At 67.8% G+C, this 15,551-nt stretch carries 17 protein-coding genes and 5 pseudogenes; 13 read left to right on the forward strand and 9 right to left on the reverse strand.

Annotated elements, in window-relative coordinates; all coding sequences use genetic code 11:
- Window positions 1–11 precede the first annotated feature (11 nt).
- The gene (locus ACWEK3_RS38135; RefSeq protein WP_453251824.1) at window positions 12–995 is read right to left on the reverse strand and encodes an ABC transporter substrate-binding protein; all 984 of its coding nucleotides are present in this window, start codon (window positions 993–995) and stop codon (window positions 12–14) included.
- A 144-nt stretch (window positions 996–1,139) separates the two neighbouring features.
- Between ACWEK3_RS38135 and ACWEK3_RS38140 the strand changes: the two genes are divergently transcribed.
- The 7 genes and pseudogenes from ACWEK3_RS38140 to ACWEK3_RS38170 all read left to right on the forward strand — a co-directional run bounded on the left by ACWEK3_RS38140 (window position 1,140) and on the right by ACWEK3_RS38170 (window position 5,588).
- Complete coding sequence (locus ACWEK3_RS38140; protein WP_453251825.1) at window positions 1,140–2,366, forward strand: hypothetical protein; 1,227 nt, start codon at window positions 1,140–1,142, stop codon at window positions 2,364–2,366.
- Between the two features lie 686 nt (window positions 2,367–3,052).
- Window positions 3,053–3,529, forward strand: coding sequence for a DUF4145 domain-containing protein (locus tag ACWEK3_RS38145; protein ID WP_453251829.1), 477 nt, complete (start codon window positions 3,053–3,055; stop codon window positions 3,527–3,529).
- Between the two features lie 39 nt (window positions 3,530–3,568).
- The gene (locus ACWEK3_RS38150) at window positions 3,569–3,694 is read left to right on the forward strand and encodes a hypothetical protein (protein WP_453251826.1); all 126 of its coding nucleotides are present in this window, start codon (window positions 3,569–3,571) and stop codon (window positions 3,692–3,694) included.
- A 56-nt stretch (window positions 3,695–3,750) separates the two neighbouring features.
- Window positions 3,751–4,264 (forward strand): annotated as a pseudogene (locus ACWEK3_RS38155) (DUF6233 domain-containing protein).
- 262 nt (window positions 4,265–4,526) lie between these two features.
- Entirely contained in the window at window positions 4,527–4,673 is a 147-nt protein-coding gene (locus ACWEK3_RS38160; RefSeq protein ID WP_450546762.1) for a hypothetical protein, read from the forward strand.
- Window positions 4,674–4,721: 48 nt separating this feature from the next.
- Window positions 4,722–4,874, forward strand: coding sequence for a hypothetical protein (locus ACWEK3_RS38165; RefSeq protein ID WP_450546761.1), 153 nt, complete (start codon window positions 4,722–4,724; stop codon window positions 4,872–4,874).
- A 51-nt stretch (window positions 4,875–4,925) separates the two neighbouring features.
- Entirely contained in the window at window positions 4,926–5,588 is a 663-nt protein-coding gene (locus tag ACWEK3_RS38170) for a M15 family metallopeptidase (protein WP_450546760.1), read from the forward strand.
- Window positions 5,589–5,663: 75 nt separating this feature from the next.
- Here the strand turns inward: ACWEK3_RS38170 and ACWEK3_RS38175 are convergent.
- Window positions 5,664–5,762: pseudogene (locus tag ACWEK3_RS38175) on the reverse strand (transposase); the annotation flags it as partial.
- A 23-nt stretch (window positions 5,763–5,785) separates the two neighbouring features.
- Window positions 5,786–6,736, reverse strand: a pseudogene (locus tag ACWEK3_RS38180) (transposase); the annotation flags it as partial.
- Between ACWEK3_RS38180 and ACWEK3_RS38185 the strand changes: the two are divergent.
- Complete coding sequence (locus ACWEK3_RS38185) at window positions 6,723–6,845, forward strand: hypothetical protein (RefSeq protein ID WP_450546776.1); 123 nt, start codon at window positions 6,723–6,725, stop codon at window positions 6,843–6,845. The pseudogene ACWEK3_RS38180 and the gene ACWEK3_RS38185 overlap by 14 nt on opposite strands.
- 125 nt (window positions 6,846–6,970) lie before the next feature.
- On the opposite strand, the gene ACWEK3_RS38190 is transcribed toward ACWEK3_RS38185, so the two are convergent.
- Complete coding sequence (locus ACWEK3_RS38190) at window positions 6,971–8,239, reverse strand: pPIWI-associating nuclease domain-containing protein (protein ID WP_453251827.1); 1,269 nt, start codon at window positions 8,237–8,239, stop codon at window positions 6,971–6,973.
- Window positions 8,240–8,267: 28 nt separating this feature from the next.
- On the opposite strand from ACWEK3_RS38190, the gene ACWEK3_RS38195 reads away from it, so the two are divergent.
- On the forward strand, window positions 8,268–8,552 hold the full coding sequence (locus ACWEK3_RS38195; RefSeq protein WP_450547543.1) for a hypothetical protein: 285 nt from the start codon (window positions 8,268–8,270) through the stop codon (window positions 8,550–8,552).
- Between the two features lie 8 nt (window positions 8,553–8,560).
- The gene (locus ACWEK3_RS38200) at window positions 8,561–8,884 is read left to right on the forward strand and encodes a hypothetical protein (RefSeq protein WP_450547544.1); all 324 of its coding nucleotides are present in this window, start codon (window positions 8,561–8,563) and stop codon (window positions 8,882–8,884) included.
- Window positions 8,885–9,354: 470 nt separating this feature from the next.
- Here the strand turns inward: ACWEK3_RS38200 and ACWEK3_RS38205 are convergent, their stop codons facing one another.
- From ACWEK3_RS38205 to ACWEK3_RS38215, 3 genes are all read right to left on the reverse strand, one after another.
- Window positions 9,355–9,987, reverse strand: coding sequence for a hypothetical protein (locus ACWEK3_RS38205; RefSeq protein WP_390878981.1), 633 nt, complete (start codon window positions 9,985–9,987; stop codon window positions 9,355–9,357).
- Window positions 9,988–10,070: 83 nt separating this feature from the next.
- Entirely contained in the window at window positions 10,071–10,742 is a 672-nt protein-coding gene (locus ACWEK3_RS38210; protein WP_390878982.1) for a hypothetical protein, read from the reverse strand.
- A 525-nt stretch (window positions 10,743–11,267) separates the two neighbouring features.
- Window positions 11,268–11,489 (reverse strand): hypothetical protein, encoded by a 222-nt coding sequence (locus ACWEK3_RS38215; protein WP_453251828.1) that lies wholly within the window; start codon window positions 11,487–11,489, stop codon window positions 11,268–11,270.
- Between the two features lie 255 nt (window positions 11,490–11,744).
- Between ACWEK3_RS38215 and ACWEK3_RS38220 the strand changes: the two genes are divergently transcribed.
- Together ACWEK3_RS38220 and ACWEK3_RS38225 are read left to right on the forward strand one after the other, a co-directional pair.
- Window positions 11,745–12,161 (forward strand): cytidine deaminase family protein, encoded by a 417-nt coding sequence (locus ACWEK3_RS38220; RefSeq protein ID WP_450547545.1) that lies wholly within the window; start codon window positions 11,745–11,747, stop codon window positions 12,159–12,161.
- A gap of 118 nt (window positions 12,162–12,279) precedes the next feature.
- Window positions 12,280–12,489, forward strand: a pseudogene (locus ACWEK3_RS38225) (response regulator transcription factor); the annotation flags it as partial.
- A gap of 903 nt (window positions 12,490–13,392) precedes the next feature.
- Here ACWEK3_RS38225 and ACWEK3_RS38230 read toward each other — a convergent pair.
- Both ACWEK3_RS38230 and ACWEK3_RS38235 read right to left on the reverse strand, forming a co-directional pair.
- Complete coding sequence (locus ACWEK3_RS38230; RefSeq protein ID WP_450547547.1) at window positions 13,393–13,689, reverse strand: transposase; 297 nt, start codon at window positions 13,687–13,689, stop codon at window positions 13,393–13,395.
- Window positions 13,667–14,233, reverse strand: a pseudogene (locus tag ACWEK3_RS38235) (IS5 family transposase); the annotation flags it as partial. The pseudogene ACWEK3_RS38235 and the gene ACWEK3_RS38230, both read right to left, overlap by 23 nt.
- A 328-nt stretch (window positions 14,234–14,561) precedes the next feature.
- On the opposite strand from ACWEK3_RS38235, the gene ACWEK3_RS38240 reads away from it, so the two are divergent.
- Window positions 14,562–15,416, forward strand: coding sequence for an IS5 family transposase (locus ACWEK3_RS38240; RefSeq protein ID WP_450547546.1), 855 nt, complete (start codon window positions 14,562–14,564; stop codon window positions 15,414–15,416).
- The last annotated feature ends 135 nt before the right edge of the window (window positions 15,417–15,551 follow it).

Genomic DNA, 15,551 nt, shown 5'->3' on the forward strand with positions numbered 1-15,551 from the left:
CCCTTGCCCGGTCACTTCAGTGCTGCCGTCGCCTCGTCGAGGACGATGCCGAGCGACCGGGTGCCCCGGCCCTTGGCCCACACCTCGGAGTCGACCTCGTGGACGTCGCCGTTCTTGACGGCCTGGATGCGCGACCAGAGCGGGTTCTTGGCGAGCTTGTCGGAAAGCTTGCCCTCGGAAGAACCGCCGAAGGAGAGCGTCTCGACGAACAGCACGTCGACGTCGGCGGCGAGGATCTCCTCCATGCTGTACGTACCGTCGACGCCGCGGCTCTTCCACGGGTAGTGCCCGATCTTGGGAAAGAGCCCGGCGACGACGTCGTTGCCGGGCGTGGCGACGCCGAAGTTCTCGTCGCTGCCGAAGATGATGAGCGCGGTCTTGTCGCTCCTGGTGCTCTCGGCCTTGGCGAGCTTGGCGCGGAACGCCTTCTCGGCCACCTCGCCCTGCGAGGTGCGCCCGGTGAGCGCGGCGAGGTTGCGCAGGTAGCCAACGCTGTCCTCCCAACTGCCCGGTTGAACCGGCCAGAACACCGTCGCACCCTTCAGTGCCGGCGCGAGCTTGCCGTGCGTGTCCTCCAGGCCGATCACCAGATCCGGCTTGTAGGAGAGGATCGCCTCGGCCTCGGGCGCGAGGAAGCCGCCCGGTACGACCGGTATCTTCGCGGCCTTCTCCTTGCCCAGGAACTTGGGGTGGGCGAGAAGCCCGGAGTTGGTGGCGGCAGGCGTCATGCCCAGTTCGGCAAGCATGTCGTCGCAGAGCGCGACGAGGCAGACGACGCGCCGCGGCGCGGCCTTTGTGGCGACGGTGACGCCCTTGGCATCGGTGATGGAGCGGGCGGCGGTGATGGGCTCCACCTTCACATCGGTCTTGGTCCCTGCATTGCCTGTCCCCTTGTCGCCGGTCTCGGCGGCGGTGGTTCCGCAGCCGGCGAGCAGCGCCCCCATGACGGCTGCGGCGGCCCAGCGGCGAACGGTCCTCAGCATTCTGCGTGACATATGGCTCTCGGCTCTCCGTCTCGGTCCCAGGGCAGGTCTGACGTGAGGCGGAGACGCCCCAGGCCGTTCCCCCACCACACGAATAGGCCACATGATAATCATTATCGATAGCTCGTCCGCCCCACCCCCTCCAGGAGTCCTGCCATGCCGCTCGCCCCGCGCCTGCTGATAGCCGACCAAGTCGCCGGATCCATACGGGTGCTGAACCTGCCGGACGGCCGGGTGACGGGTGTCGTGGAGGGCCGGCACCTCGCCGAGCACGCCGGCTTCCTCGCCCTCCCGGGCGGCCACTGGGCATTCGTCGACGACCTCGCGGGCGAGCTCGTCGTCCTCGACCCGTACGGCCCGGACGCGGGCCGCCCGCTGATCGCGGCGACGGCGCCGGTGGCCACTCCGGCCGAACACCTGGCGGCCGACGCGTCCGGCCGTCGGCTCGCGGTCACCACAGGTCTGGGCCGCAACTGGGAGCCGTGGTCGGACCTGCTGACCACGGTCGACCTCGACCGCGGCAGGTCGGTCCGGGTACGCACGCGGGCCGGTGAACCGGGCGTGACGGTGATGTGCGGCTCCGGCGGCCCGCTCGTCGTCCTGCGGCACCGCGAGCCCGGCACGCTGACCGCGTACCGCTACGACGACCTGCAGAGCGCCGCCCCTGCCAGTCCCCCCGCGTCACCCGCGTGCGAGACGGAGCTGCCCGACCACGACGGCCATGGCGACGCCTACGACCGCCTCACCGGACGGCTGTTCGCCGCCGCGGCCTCCGGAGTGCACCGAGCCCGGCGCGACGGCGACCGCCTGCTCATGGAGGAGCCGATATCCTGGGCCGGGCCCGGACGCGGCTACTACCTACGGCTCGATCCCGCACGGCGGACACTGTGGTCGTGCGTACGCGGCGGCCCCACCGACCCGGGGCAATGGCCGGAGTGGACCAACGACGCCTGGTTCCACACCCTCGACGGGGGCCGCACCGGCCGCGTGCCACTCGGCCCCGGGCTGGTCTTCCGGCTCGCAGTCGCCGCGCACCACGTCGCGTACGCACGTGTGCACCCCGACGGCGACGAACTGATCCTGCTGACGGCCGAACCCTCGGGCGGCGAGCCCCAGGTCATCGCCCGTCAGCCGCTGCCGCCCATGGACGGCGCACCGAAGCCGGGAGGAACGCCGTGGGACGGCGTGCAGCGCCGGGCGATCGCCGCCTCCCCAGGCACCACGCTCACCGGCGTCACCCGCGGCGGCCACGGCGAGGTCCACCTTTTCGACAAAACCGAGCCCTTGGCCACACTCACCGTACCGACCCCCCTCGACGACGGCGGCCACCTAGCCCTGACGGCTCCGGGAGACCGCGCCTGGGAGGACCCGGTGGGCCGCTGACGGGCCGGATACCCGCTGCCGAAGCCCCACCAGAGGCCGTTTAGCCCGATCGGCGCGGCAACTCGCAGCTCAGTACGGGCAGTTGGCGGAATGCGATTTGACAGCCTGTCGCCACACTCCCAAGCCTATGCCCATGAATGACATCCATTTTCAGAGGGTTAGTCATGCGCGTTGCGTTGGCCGACAGCCCATTCCCGAGGGGTAGCTGGCAGCCCGCTGCCATGTGAATAGAGCTTCACTCCACGCGTCCGGCGCGTCAAACTGATGGGTGGGGAAGTTGGTGCTGGCGGTGGGGAATTACGTGGGCGTCGACATGGGCGAAACGCCCTCGTGATGGCACGGTAGCCGAGCGCAAGTGCCCGCCGAGACTGGAACACTCGACACAGGAACGGCGCTCACCCCACAGCGGTACGGGGTGAGCGCCGCCGCACGTCATGCCTCCGTCAGGCTCAGCACAGGCACCAGCATTTTCAGCAGCCTGCGTCTGGGGTGCCCGCGAGGACGAACTGGGAAGAGTCTTCGGACGACTTCGCGGAAAGCGGTGGCGGCGCGCTGCATCCGGCGGTGGATCGAGCAGCGGGGTGAGGGCCTGTTGTTGCGGCAGCTCCAGGGTTTCGACCACCAAGCGAGTTCAACGACAAGGGGTCCTTGCCTGTTCACCCCCACTCTTCGTGGACACAGCAGGAATGCTGGGTGTGTCAGTTGTGCGGTCGCTCGGTCCTGGAAGTCATCGAGTGCAAGCAGACAGGTTGGGGCAGAGACGCCCGCCTCGAAGAGCTGTACCGGAGCCGATCCGCAGCGCGTACGAGGAAGCCTCACGGGCAGAGAACTCCGGCGCGGCCCGGCTCGCCGGCGTCGGATACCGGTCGGCGGTGGAAGAGCTGTGCAAGGACCAGGGCGCCACGCATCACACCCTGCACGGCAAGATCCAGGAGCTCGCGGCCAGAGGCCTGCCCGCCGACGTCATCACGGCTCTGGACGAGACGCGAGTCGTCGGGAACGATAGTGTGCATCATGGCGTCGCGTACTCCGCCGAAGAACTCGCTGACATCGCCGAGTTGGTCGCCGAGGCTGCGGTTCTCCTCTACGTTCAGCCCGCGCAGCGACGACGCATGGCGGAATCGCGCAGAAGGCGTCACGAAGCAGCTCAGCAGAACCCGTGATGCACGCTTGCTTGAAGCCGACTGCCCTACGGTTGTCCGATGGAGCAGGAGATGATCCACGAGCAGCTCATGGCCTCGGCTCAGCGTTGGGCTCAGACGGCGTCCGTCTCGGGCCCGGTCCTCCGGTGGGAGGTCCAGGCCCGGCTGTTTACCGTGGTGCCGTGACGACACCTTCCGATGATGCTGCCGGGCCTGAGCCGGTGCCCGTACCAGTCCGGGTCGTGCTGCCTGCCGACCCAGTGCTGGGGCATCGGCAGCAGGAAGTCGTCGCGCGGCTGTGGTGGCGACGGCAGACCGAGACGGGCTGGTTCCACCTCGTGGGGCTCCCGTCGTACCGGGATCGCAAGGACGGCGGTGTCGAGGCGGCGGAGTACCGGGTGTGGGTCCGGGCTCCCAACCATGTGCGGCCGGTCGACGGCGTCGACTACGACCAGGTCGCCGCCGAGCAGCTGGAGCCGTCGCCGCAGTCGGCGGTCCGGGAGGCGCTCGGGGAAACGCCGGCCTTCGGGCTGGGTGCTGGCGAAGGTGCGCGGCGGCCGTGGCCCGGCCGGGGGCGTCCTGCACGCACCGGTCTGCGAGGAAGCACCGCAGGGCACGTCGCTGCTCAATCTGGAGCACGCCCTGAACACCGCAGAGAACCCGGCGACGCGGCTGTGCACGCTGTGCGGCTGCGTTCTGGAGTTGACCCCGCTACTGCGGGGCTTCGACTACATCGGCGAGTCCAGCGACTCCTGATCGCCTGGCCCCGGCGCGGCGGCGGCGCCGACGCGCAACCTGGCAAGCGCGGCCCGATCCCCGGCTGCGGCCGCGCCGCCCATCCCGCCCGTCCCTCTCCCTCACCTTCAGCAGGGACATGGGCGAAAGCGGCCGCAACGGAGATGTCAGGGGTCCGACCACGCCCGTACGGTAAGGGTGACCTGCACGGATGCGGTGGCGTCGGCCAGGTGTTGCCGCGAGGTGGTCCGGAGCTCGGTTCGAACAGCAGTACCTTTGGGTCGTGGCAGCCTCGTACGACTTCCCCCAAGACCTGATTGACGCTCAGGACGAACTCCGTCAGGTCCGCGTTGAACTGCAGACGGTCTACCAGCGGGTGCCGTGGTCGGCCGAACCGCTGGACGGCTGGGAGACGCACGAGAGCGCCTGACGGAAGTCGTCCCGCCCCGCCTCCCTCGGCTGGAATCCCCAGGACGCGATGGAGATCACCCGGCTGCGGGCGCGGGAAGTCGAACTCGCCGGGACGATCCTCACGCACGCCTACTGGAGCAGCCTCGCCCCGGCCGATGTCCTCACGGCCCGTGACGCGCTCAAGCACCACCATCAGCAAATGGCCGACGCCTCCAGCTAGTTCTGTGACCAGGAAGGTTCACCGGGGTGAGCTCTGCAGGATGATCGCGTCATGAGTGAGATCGTGTTGATGTCGGACCCGAAGGTCGCTGCCATACCCGTTGCGGAGTGCGGTGAACGTCTCGTGGACGCGCGCCGCGGTGGCTTGTTGCTGGTCGATGCGCGCAAGCAGGATCCGGCAGATGCCTTCGTGTACCTGCGGGAAGGCGTGCTGGAGCGGCTGCTCAAGGCCCAGGCGATGCTTCCGTCACACCTGCGGCTGCTGTTCGTTGAGGGGTACCGGCCCCCTTCCCTCCAGCGGGAGTACTTCGAGGAGTACGCCGGTCAGCTACGAGCCGTCCACCCCGATTGGTCCGCCGAGCAGATCCACTCGGCAGCCAGCCGGTACGTGTCACCGCCTGAGATCGCTCCGCACAGCGCGGGGGCAGCCGTCGATCTCACCCTGGCCGACGCCGACGGGCGCGAGCTGGGCCTGGGCACACGGATGAACGCCGACCCGGAGGAGAGCGAGGGCGCCTGCTACACCGATGCCGCCAACATCAGCGAGGAGGCCCGCGCCAACCGGAGGCTGCTGGGCACTGTCCTCACGGCAGCGGGACTGGTGAACTACCCCACGGAGTGGTGGCACTGGTCCTTCGGGGACCGCTACTGGGCCTTGATCACGAGGGAAGACAAGGCCCTCTACGGCCCAAAGGAGATCGACTCGTGCGGCTGACGGCGTTGCCGGACTGACCGGTCACACGGTGACGGCGGGGCGTCCGCCCCAGCGGATGCCCTTCTCGCTGCCGATGAAGGGCTGGCCGATCTTGGCCGGGCGGGTGGTGGCCGTCTGGATGACGAAGTCCTCGTCGTCAGGACTGAGCAGGCGGGGACGGCCTCCCGCCCACCGAGACATCTCACGATGCAAAGTTGTCAAGCAGCTGCGGCCAGTTGGGAGGGGAATGCGATGTGCTCATCGAACGGTTCGCCGGTCTGGAGGCAGTGGTAGAGCTGCCCGATCATGCGGTTGAACAGGTGCCGCTGGGCGGCTGCGTGCCAGTCTCCTTGTTCGCGTCGGCGACGGTAGTGGGCGTCGGCTCCGGGTGAGGACCGCAGGGCGGAGAAGGCCCACAGATAGCCGGCGTGGTTGAGCCGGTCATTCTTGACCATGCGGCGTCTGACATGGTGTTTCTTCCCGGATGCGCGGGTGACGGGGGCGGATCCCGCGTATGCCTTCATGCCGCGGGCCTCGGCGAACCGATGGCGGTCGTCTCCGATCTCGGCGAGTACCCGGGTGCCGAGCTGGACCCCGAGGCCTGGGAAACTCAAGATCACCTCAGCGTCCGGGTGTTGGAGAAATGACGCCTCGACCGCCTCGGTGAGTTCGTCGGCCGCAAGGCAGGCGGCTTCCAGCTGCCGCAGGAGGGCGAGAGCCTGCTTGCCGAGCGCGTCCTCGACCAGCCGCGGCTGGCTCGCGTAGTCACCCCGGAAGATGTCGCGGAGCCGCTCGGCCTCTGCTTCGATGCAGCGGCTGCGGCCAGCGTGTTTGAGGGCGGAGCGGAGCTGTGCGCGGGTGAGCCGCGAGGCCTGGGCCGGTGTCGGCGCGGTCTTGAGTAGTTCGCGGGCTTCGGGGCGGCACAGGCCGTTCTGCCATCCGGCGAAGGCGTCCAGGGCAGTGGGGTAGTACTCCCGCAACAGGGAGCGGAGCTGGTTGGCGATCTGCTGCCGGTTCCAAGTGGCGTCCTGCTGAGCGCGGGCCAAGACAGCGATAGCACGGGCCAGATCGGTGTCGTCCGGCAGCGGGCGGTGCATGGGCATGTCGGTGCGCAGGATGTTCGCCAGGACCAGGGCGTCGCCGGGATCTGATTTCTTGCGCGAGACGCCGTCGGCGGTGACCCGCCTGGAGATCGTGCACGCCGCCACCTACGCGGACCTCACGGAGTTCAAGCAGAAGATGGCCGGCGGGGAGCAGGACGAGACCGGCAGCCCGTGACCGGACAGCGGTTCGGGGCGTTGAGCACGGCAGCGCGTGTATGAACATCCGGCCCCCGCGGATACGCGTGTGAGGCCCCGCACCGGCGCAGCAGCGCAGGGCGGGGCCTCGCGGGTAGCAGGTGGCTAGCCCCGCTGGAGGGTGAACAGCATGGACAGAATATTTTCGGCTGCCATCAGCAGGCAGCGAGCCTTGGCCAGGTCGCCTGCCGAGGCGTGTTTGAGAGCCTGGGCGCGAGAGGACGTCTGCTCCTGCAGGACGATCACGTTGTCCACGAGTGACAAGGTCAACTTAGTCTCGCTTTTGTGGCCCCGCATGATGTAGCGGATCCGGATAGCACGGGTGAGCCGACCGGTAGGGGACCGCCACTCCTCTTCAGGGCGCCCTGACGTCGGCAGCCACGGCTCAACTGCCTTGTCTGGGGCAGCGGCGCGCAATGCTCGGTCGAGGGCCTCGACGACGCAGTTGGCGGCCATCTCCGCAGCAGCGGGCGGAGCTTGCCGGACGACGTGCCATCCGCCTTCCAGCATCTCTACAACCTTGGTATCGATCGGCTCCAACGCTTGCCGGAGCTCGTCCAGTATGCCCAGACGCCCCGCCTGCTGGGGCGTGAGAAGGTCAGTCTCGACGCGGTCAGCGACCTCCAGCTCAAGATCGGTGTCTTCACGGACGGCTTCGGAGCTGAGCGCATCGGCTCCGAGCAGGCCGTTGACGCCCTGCCCCGTGTACAGGGAAGAGCTGATCTCGAATCGTGTTGGGCTCTTTCCGAGACCGACCACATAGTCGCGGTACAGCGAGAGCGGACGACTGCTGATCTCTGACAGGAGGCCGCGCCCGGAGTCGATCTGCGCCAGCCAGTCAGTCATATACACCTGGCGGCGAGCAGCGACTCCCAGGTTCTTGCGGAATTCCTCCGCTGCCCACCACGTCGGTGGTGTGACCTTGAACGCGGGGCCTTTGATCATCTGGCTGATGACACTCTCGAGCTGGAGAGACGTTCGCCAAGCAGACGTGGTGCCAGGCCCGATGACCGACTCGCCCAGCAGCGCTGTCGCCTTCAAGTACTTCAGACGTTCACGTCCGGCGAGCTGGTCCATCGACCGCAATCCTGCGGCATAGCTCGCCAGTCCGCTCGGGAAGACGCCCTTCATCGCCTCGGCAGCGAGCTTTTTGGTACCAAAGAGATCCTGATCTTGCGACCACTTCCCCACCTGGAAGGCCGGGCCTGCCTGCAGTCGCCGGACGATGTCCTTATAGGGACCGCTGGTGTCGATAATCTTCGCGACGGCGGCCGCAGCCGAACTTCCCGTCGTCGACTCGGAATCGGTGGCCTCCTCGCTGGCGTCGGTCGACTCGTCGTCCTCGCCATCGGCTGCGTCGGCACGATCGGTCATGAAGACCCCCTCCCGGTGTCACGTCTGCATGATCTACGGAGAATACGCGCGGCAAGTTGACTGTTCTGCCCATATTCAGTTCATCGAGGGCAACACGCGCGTACGGATCGTCCGTCAGGTGCGCAACGAGCCGGGCGCCGGGCTCGGTGCCCGGCCAGCCTGCGGGATGGACAAGTTGATCGAGCTGATGAACAGCTCGCTCGTTTCCGGGGCGGTCATCACCGTCCTGACATCGTGGTTGACCAGCCGCGCCCGCAACCGACAGGAGCAGCAGGCCGAGATCGGGGCCCTGGGGTGCAGGCTGACGGGATAACGGTGGCGATGGTGGAACTGCAGAGTGCGGCCGCCAGCCGTCTGCTGTGGGAGGGTCCGGCCGAGCGCGGCCGGACGTTCCTGCTGACCGTGCTCGCCTTCGCAGGCGGTGCCGCCCGAGCCCGGATCGCTGGCGAAACGGACGTGCAGAGCGGGCTGGTGGGCTTCGGGCGCACGGCTGAGCTGCTGAGCCGGGAGCGAGTGGCCAACAAGCAGAGCGCGGCCGCCGTGCGTGGTTATGTTCGTGAGAACGTGAAGGCAGTTGTTTACGGGTTTGGGAGGCACCTGGTTCCACGGTCTGGTGATGTTCAAGCCGGTGAAAGATCCGGGTGACCGCGTGTGTGCCGCTGCTTGCGCGGCGCGTGCGGCCTCGGCGCGGGCGCGTGCCACGGCGGTCTCGACCTCCTCGCGGGTGACTTCCTGGTAGAAGCGTCCCCCGTGGGCGTCGGTGATGTCGATGACGATGCCGGTTCACTCCTCGGCGGGCTCATCCGGCACATGGCCGAGTTGGTACTCGGCAATCGACCCCGCCTGGTGCCCCACCTGGCCCGTGGAATGGCAGCGCGCCTTCCACCTCACCCGGCTCCACCTGGAGACCGGCGGCACACTGCCGACGTTGTCGGGCGACGTCATCCCCGTCACTTCACCCACCGAGCGTGCTACACCTGGCACACGACCGTCTCTGTCGACACACCGCCGGACGCCGCCACCGGAGAACCGCTGGCCACCTGCCCAGCGGACTGAGGTTCCCAGCTTCACACCTCGTGCTGTAGGTCCGGGCGGACCTGTAAACGCAGGCGCTGTCAGCCCTCGTGCAGGAGCACCAGCCCGGTCGGGAGACCACCGATCGGCTCCTGCCGAAGCGTTCCTTGGCCCTGCCCTTGACTCTTCGCCGCGACGGCGCGTTCCACGACGGCGTACCCGATGCCCGCGGGCTCTCCGTACTCGGCCAGGGACACACGCACCCGCACGGCGTCACGGCGGTCCGGTCGGCCGACGCCGATGTCGACCGTGTTCATTCCGTCCGTACGGATCTCCAGGAGCTCGGCAGGGACGGGTACGTACGCGTACCAGGCGTCGCTGGCGCTGCCCAGCTCGTCGAGCAGCCAGGCGTACTTGAGCAACGGAGGAGCGTCGATGCCCGGGGCCCAGTGAACGACCTCGTGGTCGGAGGGAGGGGGTGCCGTCGGCCCGGCCGCGCTCAGCGATTCCAGGAGAGCCGTCATACCCGCCTCCGGCTGGGGACGCAGAGTCGTGGCGGTCCGGTCCGGCCAGCCCACCTCCACGGACGGGGTTGCCTCTGTCAGCGAGATCCGGCGAACGACCAGGCCCAGGGAAGCGCTCCCCCGTTGGATCGCCGCGAGGTCGACGACCAGTGGCGCCCACCATTCGGCCGCGGGCCACCGCTCCGCTGGACGGGTCGGCCGAGCGTTCATCGATCATCCCCCTTGGGCTCGCCGGTGGGCAGGCCTCTCGGAGACGTGCCCACCAGCGACCGTACGCGGACGGGGCCCGTCCGTCAGATGTTGATGGAGTTCCGTACCCAGTCGGGGCAACGACCGGGCACACCCTCGCAGAAGGCGGTCACGGCGCCGAAGGCCTTGCCGTCATCCAGCTTGCGGTAGTCGACTCCCGCGAGCACCGACTGGATGCCGGTGACCCTGCAGGTGCGGAAGATCCACCAGCCGCTGCACTCCACATGGAGCACATCGGTGCGCCAGTTGTACGTCGAGGGGCCGATCTGTTCCTTGCCGGTCGGACCGGGGCGCGGGTACATGGTGGTCGCCTTGACGGCGGCGAGGCTGAGGTTGTGCTTCTGGTCGATCTTGGCCAGGCCGAAGCCGCTGTTCGCTCCGTTCCACCAGCCCTGACGCATAGCGGCGTCCCCGCCGTCTCTGTCCTTCCACTCGGCCACGACGTCGTAACTGCCCGCCGGAGCGGCCGCCGCCGCATTGGACGCCTTTTCGCCCACGTTCTCGCCGGCGGCCAGCTTCTCCGTGGTCTGCTGAGAGATGCCGTAGTCGGTGAGGTCCTTCAGCTGGAATGACGTGTCCCGTGGGATACCAGCTCCGGTGTCGAAGACGGAGAACTCGACGGTCCCGCTGTTGTCCGCCCCGGCGGTGGCAGCCTGCGCCTGCGTGGGTATCGCCAGAGCCGTGCCCAGTGCGGTCGCCAGAGCGGCCGTGGCCATCCCGGCACGTTTCCGTACGGTGTACATGATCCTCCCGTTGTCTGTCGGCCGGTCCCTTGCGACGAGCACCGCAGGGCCCCGGCCGAACGGTGAAGCACGATAGGGCCCGGTCTTCGCATCAGGAAACGGGACGCCGGAAGCAACAGGTCAGTTGTGTGGGCGGGTTGATTCAGCCCTGCCTCCGAGTGGCGGCCGTGTCATCGCAGTTCGGGGCTGCTGTGTTCCTTCGCGTCAAAGCTTCCTGTGGTGCGCGGAGTTCGGCTTGTTCCTGACCCTCCCGTGACCGCGCGGTGGTGACGGCGTGCACCTTTCTCCGCATGAGGGAGCATGCGTTCCATTGTGCTCAGCCGTTGGCGAGCCTGCGCGTCACCGCGGGAGCCGCGGCATACCGAAATCGCGTCGGCCTCGTCCGTCGCCCGACAACCTTGCAGGTGAGGACGGTTACCGGCGGCCGGCGGCATCGCCCGCCTCTCGGAGGCCGGTTCAGCGCTGCGAGGCTTCGCGCGGCCACCACGACCACCGCCATCAACAGCCCCAGGACGTCAACGTCCAGGCGGCGCTTGCGGCCCGGTACTTTTTTGCCGTATCACACCCCGTCGACTGCGCGGGCACCCCTGGCCGCGGCGTGCACGCTCTGGGCGTCGAGCACCACCAGCTCGGGTCCGCCTTCCGGCGCTCCTTCTCCCGCACCTGCCAGCGCAGCAGGTCGTGGATGGTCTGGTCGGTGCCGTCGTCGCGCCAGCTCACGCGATAACACCCCGGGACAGCGATACCCCACGAATCTCTCACATCCAAGACAGCGGCCCTACACCCCTAAACCGCCACCCACCAGCAACAACACACCCAGACCCCCTGTCACTCACCCCACTGCCCCGAAACCGAGATCACAGCTGTGGGAGCGAGTCTTTGAGGGCCCAGTGGGAGGTGCCGCCGGAGTCAGGCCCTCGGATTGTCGCGGGAATCCAGTGGCCTTGGGGTAGCCGGGCCGGTACCTTCCGCCAAGTGCTCACTACGTCGAACGATGACCTGATCTCTGCCGCTCAGGCCGTGCTGAATCCGCGCAGAGTGGGTGACCGGCTGTTCGGCGACGTGGGGTCCACACTGGTCACCGATGCTGGCAACCTGTACTCGGGCGTGTGTATCGACACCGGTTCGGGCACCGGGTTCTGCGCGGAGCACGCGGCCATCGCCGCCATGGTCACCGCCCGCGAGTACCGGATCGCGAAGGTGGTCGCCGTATGGCGCAACGATGAGGGTGTCTTGCACGTCCTCCCGCCGTGCGGCCGGTGCCGGGAGTTCATGCGCCAGATCGACCCGGCGAACCTCGACACCGAAGTGGTCCTGGGCCGCAACAGAACGGCAAAGCTCCGCGACCTGTTGCCCGCCAGTGAATGGCCCGACCCGCTGGATGAAGCTTGATCTTCAGCCTGCGCGGTTCTGGTGCTACTCGAGGGTGAGGTCGCGTCTGACAGTCTTGCCGACATCGTGGCGGGGTGTGCGGTGGCGGTTCTTCGAACCGGGCGGGCGTCCGGGTCCGGAGCTCACTCCGCGGGAACGGCAGGTCACCACCCTGGCGGCCATGGGCAAGTCCAACGAGGAGATCGCCAAGGAACTGACCCTCAGCGTGCTGACCATCCGCACGCACATCCACCGCGCCATGACCAAGCTGAACGCCCGCGACCGCGCCCAGCTCGTCGCCATCGCGTACCAGACCGGCCTCGTCCAACCGGGGCCACGGGTCAGATGAGCGCCGCAGACGTGTCCCCCGACGCGGCGTTGGCTGGCAGGCGGGTCAGACGGACGGCCACGTACGGGAGGCGGGCGTCGCAGGGCCGGGCAGAGTTCCATCCAGACGCCGGTCATCAGCGGGCCGTGCCAGTGCAGCAGGAGCTCGGCGCCGCAGCGGGAGCAGGGCGGGGCCGGCTGTTCGTCTTCGCCCCGCTCGGGGTGGACCGAGTTCTTCGTCGCTGACGTTGTCGAGGCAGCCGTCGAGGTTGCCGACGCGGCAGAAGGAGCCGTCGGGGCGCACGACGTAACGCCAGGTGAATGACATGCAAGGGCCCCCTTTCGGGGAAGAGCGTGACGCGAACGGCCACAATCCGCCCGCCCGCTGATCAGCGCCAAGGGGTCTGCACCTGAGCCTCCTGTGCAACAGGGCAGGTGCCAGCCTCATTCGACGGGCACCCGGCGCTGCACGGAGGCGGCCGCCGACGCGCAAGGGACGCCAGGCACGCCCCGATCCCCCGGCGGCATGCCCGCCGTTCCGCCCGCCGTCCCCTGCCACCTGTCCTTCTTCTCTTTCGGGGCGAGCGCGGGGGTGTGCAGAGGGGGATGTCGGCCTGCCGACCACGGCCACTGTGGTGTGGTGACCTGCGGTTCCCTAGCGGACAGTCACTCGCCTCCACCGTGACCAGCGAAAGGACGACGGAAAGGAGCTGCCAGCGACTGCCGACCACTCCACTGACACGAACCCGGCACATCGCAGCGGCCCAAGCGCGGTAGGCGTGGGAGAAGAACGCGGGCAGCTGGCGGGTCGCGAGCGTCGTTATCTCGTCACATCCGCCATCGTGTGGCGGGAGTGAACATGTACACCTCAAGTTTTACTCAGATCTAAGAGGGCGTTTAGCGTGGTCGGATTGCTGCTTATGACCTAGTAGGTCCCTCGCCAGGTTGGTGTGGTCTCGTCCGTTATGCGCTTAGCGAGGTTGTCGATCGAGGCGATGTGGATCATGGCTTCGGAGCTGGCGGCGAGGGTCTCGTAGTCGCGGGCGAGTCGGCGGTGCATCATGATCCAACCGATACTCCGCTCCACCACCCAGCGTCTTTTCACGACGCGGAAACCGCGAACTCCGGGGTTTCTGTCGACGACTTCGACGTCGATTCCGAGCTGTGCTCCGTGCTCGACTACGGTCTTCTTGAAGCCGGTGTCGACCCAGCTCTTGGCTATTGGTCGGGTAGGTCTTCTTGGCCTGGTCGAGGAGGCGTATTCCCAGGGCGTTTTCGGAGAGGCTCGCGGCGGTGACGGTCACGGCGAGGAGGAGCCCGAGCGTGTCGGTGAGGATGCCTCGTTTCCGGCCGACGATCTTCTTCGCGGCGTCGGTTCCCTGGCTGGTCACGGGCACATTGGTGGAGGTCTTCACACTCTGGGTGTCGATGACGGAGGCCGTGGGTTCGGGCTTGCGCCCCTCCTTCACGCGAGCCAGTCCGGTCAGGTCGTAGTTGAGCAGGGCGAAGATTCCCTCGTCGCGCCAGGCGGCGTAATAGGCGTAGACGGTGCCGTGGTTCGGGAAGTCGTGCGGGAGGTACTTCCAGGGGATTCCGGTGCGGTTCACGTAGAGAATCGCGTTGAACACATCGCGGAGGTCGACTTTGGCCGGCTGGCCGGTGGGTCTGCGGTCGAGCCTGGCTTTCCGCCATGCCGTCAACTTCGGCTCGATCAAGGCCCATCGGGCGTCGGACAGGTCGCTGGGGTACGGCTTCCGCTGGCTCACGCCGTAGCGTTGGAACGCGAGGGCCGGAAGGTGTCGTTCCGCTGATCATCAGGAGGTTCTGTCGCATTTTCAAACCAGACGGACTTCCATCGGTAGATGCGAGCGACACGGATGGCGGGCCCCGAGTGGCGAGAAGAGGCGAAGGTCGCATACAGCTTGGACCACCACAAATCAGGTCAGCAATGAAGGCCGCTTTTCGGAACAGGCCTACGCAAACGCCCTCTAAGAGGGCGTTAAGTCCCTTCTCTCTTGGTTCGTGATCGCTCGTTCGTGGCACGGACCGCCATCAGGCCAGCCTGTTCGGCATGTTCATGCTGGGATGCGGGGCATGGAGCGAAGACCGTATCCGAGCGACTTATCGGACGAGCAGTGGGCGTTGATCGAGCCGATGATCAACGCCTGGAAGCAGCGCCGGGTGAGCCGGTCGGCGACCGGAGACCCCGGGACCTGTGATCTCCGGGAGGTCGTGAACGCGATCTTCTACCAGAACCGGACGGGCTGCCAGTGGCGCTACTTGCCCCATGATCTGCCGGCCTGGTCGGCGGTGTTCTACTACTTCACACTGTGGCGTCAGGACGGGCTCGACCAGCGGATCCAGGAACTCCTGCGCTGCCAGGTGCGGGAGAAGGCCCGCCGATTAGAGGACCCGTCCCTGGTGGTCATCGACACCCAGTCCGTGCGCGCGGCCGCGGGCGTCCCGAAGACCACGACGGGACTGGACGCGAACAAGAAGACGCCGGGCCGTAAGCGGGGACTGGCCGTCGACGTCCTGGGGACGATCATCGGCGTTGTCGTCCTGGCCGCCTCCGCCCACGACAACGCCGCCGGCACGGCCCTGCTCGACCAGGCGGCCGAGCGGTGCGGGATGCGCCTGGAGAAAGCCCTGGTGGACCAGGGGTTCAAGGACGAGGTCATCATCCACGGCGCGCTGCTGGACATCACCGTCGAGGTCGTCCGCCGCAACCCCGCCGACCAGGGCAAAGGCTTCGTCCCGCAGCCCAAGCGGTGGGTGGTCGAGCAGACCAACGGCACGTTGATGCTGCACCGGCGTCTGGCGCGCGAGTACGACCACCGGCCCGACAACTCCGCCTCACGCGTCTACTGGGCCTCCACCGCGAACATCGCCCGCCGCCTCACCACGCCCACCCCCACCTGGCGCGACACCCTCCAGGCGGTCGCGTGAACAGCATCGAACTCCTGGCCGCCCTCCAGGCCCAACAGGACTAGCCTCGCTGTTTCGGTTGGCGTCGGCTGATCTGGGGTGATCCATGTGCCGGGGGTCGCGGGGCTGCCGTCGGACGTTGGGCATGGCGAGGTC

The organism is Streptomyces sp. NPDC004721 (genome assembly GCF_053601495.1).

Excerpts from the sequence above, each read along its gene's own strand:
- ACWEK3_RS38135 (WP_453251824.1), bottom strand. The coding sequence starts at position 995 with ATGTCACGCAGAATGCTGAGGACCGTTCGCCGCTGGGCCGCCGCAGCC.
- ACWEK3_RS38140 (WP_453251825.1), top strand. The coding sequence starts at position 1,140 with ATGCCGCTCGCCCCGCGCCTGCTGATAGCCGACCAAGTCGCCGGATCC.
- ACWEK3_RS38190 (WP_453251827.1), bottom strand. The coding sequence starts at position 8,239 with ATGACCGATCGTGCCGACGCAGCCGATGGCGAGGACGACGAGTCGACC.
- ACWEK3_RS38240 (WP_450547546.1), top strand. The coding sequence starts at position 14,562 with ATGGAGCGAAGACCGTATCCGAGCGACTTATCGGACGAGCAGTGGGCG.
- ACWEK3_RS38210 (WP_390878982.1), bottom strand. The coding sequence starts at position 10,742 with ATGGCCACGGCCGCTCTGGCGACCGCACTGGGCACGGCTCTGGCGATA.
- ACWEK3_RS38200 (WP_450547544.1), top strand. The coding sequence starts at position 8,561 with ATGGTGGAACTGCAGAGTGCGGCCGCCAGCCGTCTGCTGTGGGAGGGT.
- ACWEK3_RS38165 (WP_450546761.1), top strand. The coding sequence starts at position 4,722 with ATGGAGATCACCCGGCTGCGGGCGCGGGAAGTCGAACTCGCCGGGACG.
- ACWEK3_RS38195 (WP_450547543.1), top strand. The coding sequence starts at position 8,268 with ATGATCTACGGAGAATACGCGCGGCAAGTTGACTGTTCTGCCCATATT.
- ACWEK3_RS38150 (WP_453251826.1), top strand. The coding sequence starts at position 3,569 with ATGGAGCAGGAGATGATCCACGAGCAGCTCATGGCCTCGGCTCAGCGT.
- ACWEK3_RS38145 (WP_453251829.1), top strand. The coding sequence starts at position 3,053 with ATGCTGGGTGTGTCAGTTGTGCGGTCGCTCGGTCCTGGAAGTCATCGA.
- ACWEK3_RS38205 (WP_390878981.1), bottom strand. The coding sequence starts at position 9,987 with ATGAACGCTCGGCCGACCCGTCCAGCGGAGCGGTGGCCCGCGGCCGAA.
- ACWEK3_RS38170 (WP_450546760.1), top strand. The coding sequence starts at position 4,926 with ATGAGTGAGATCGTGTTGATGTCGGACCCGAAGGTCGCTGCCATACCC.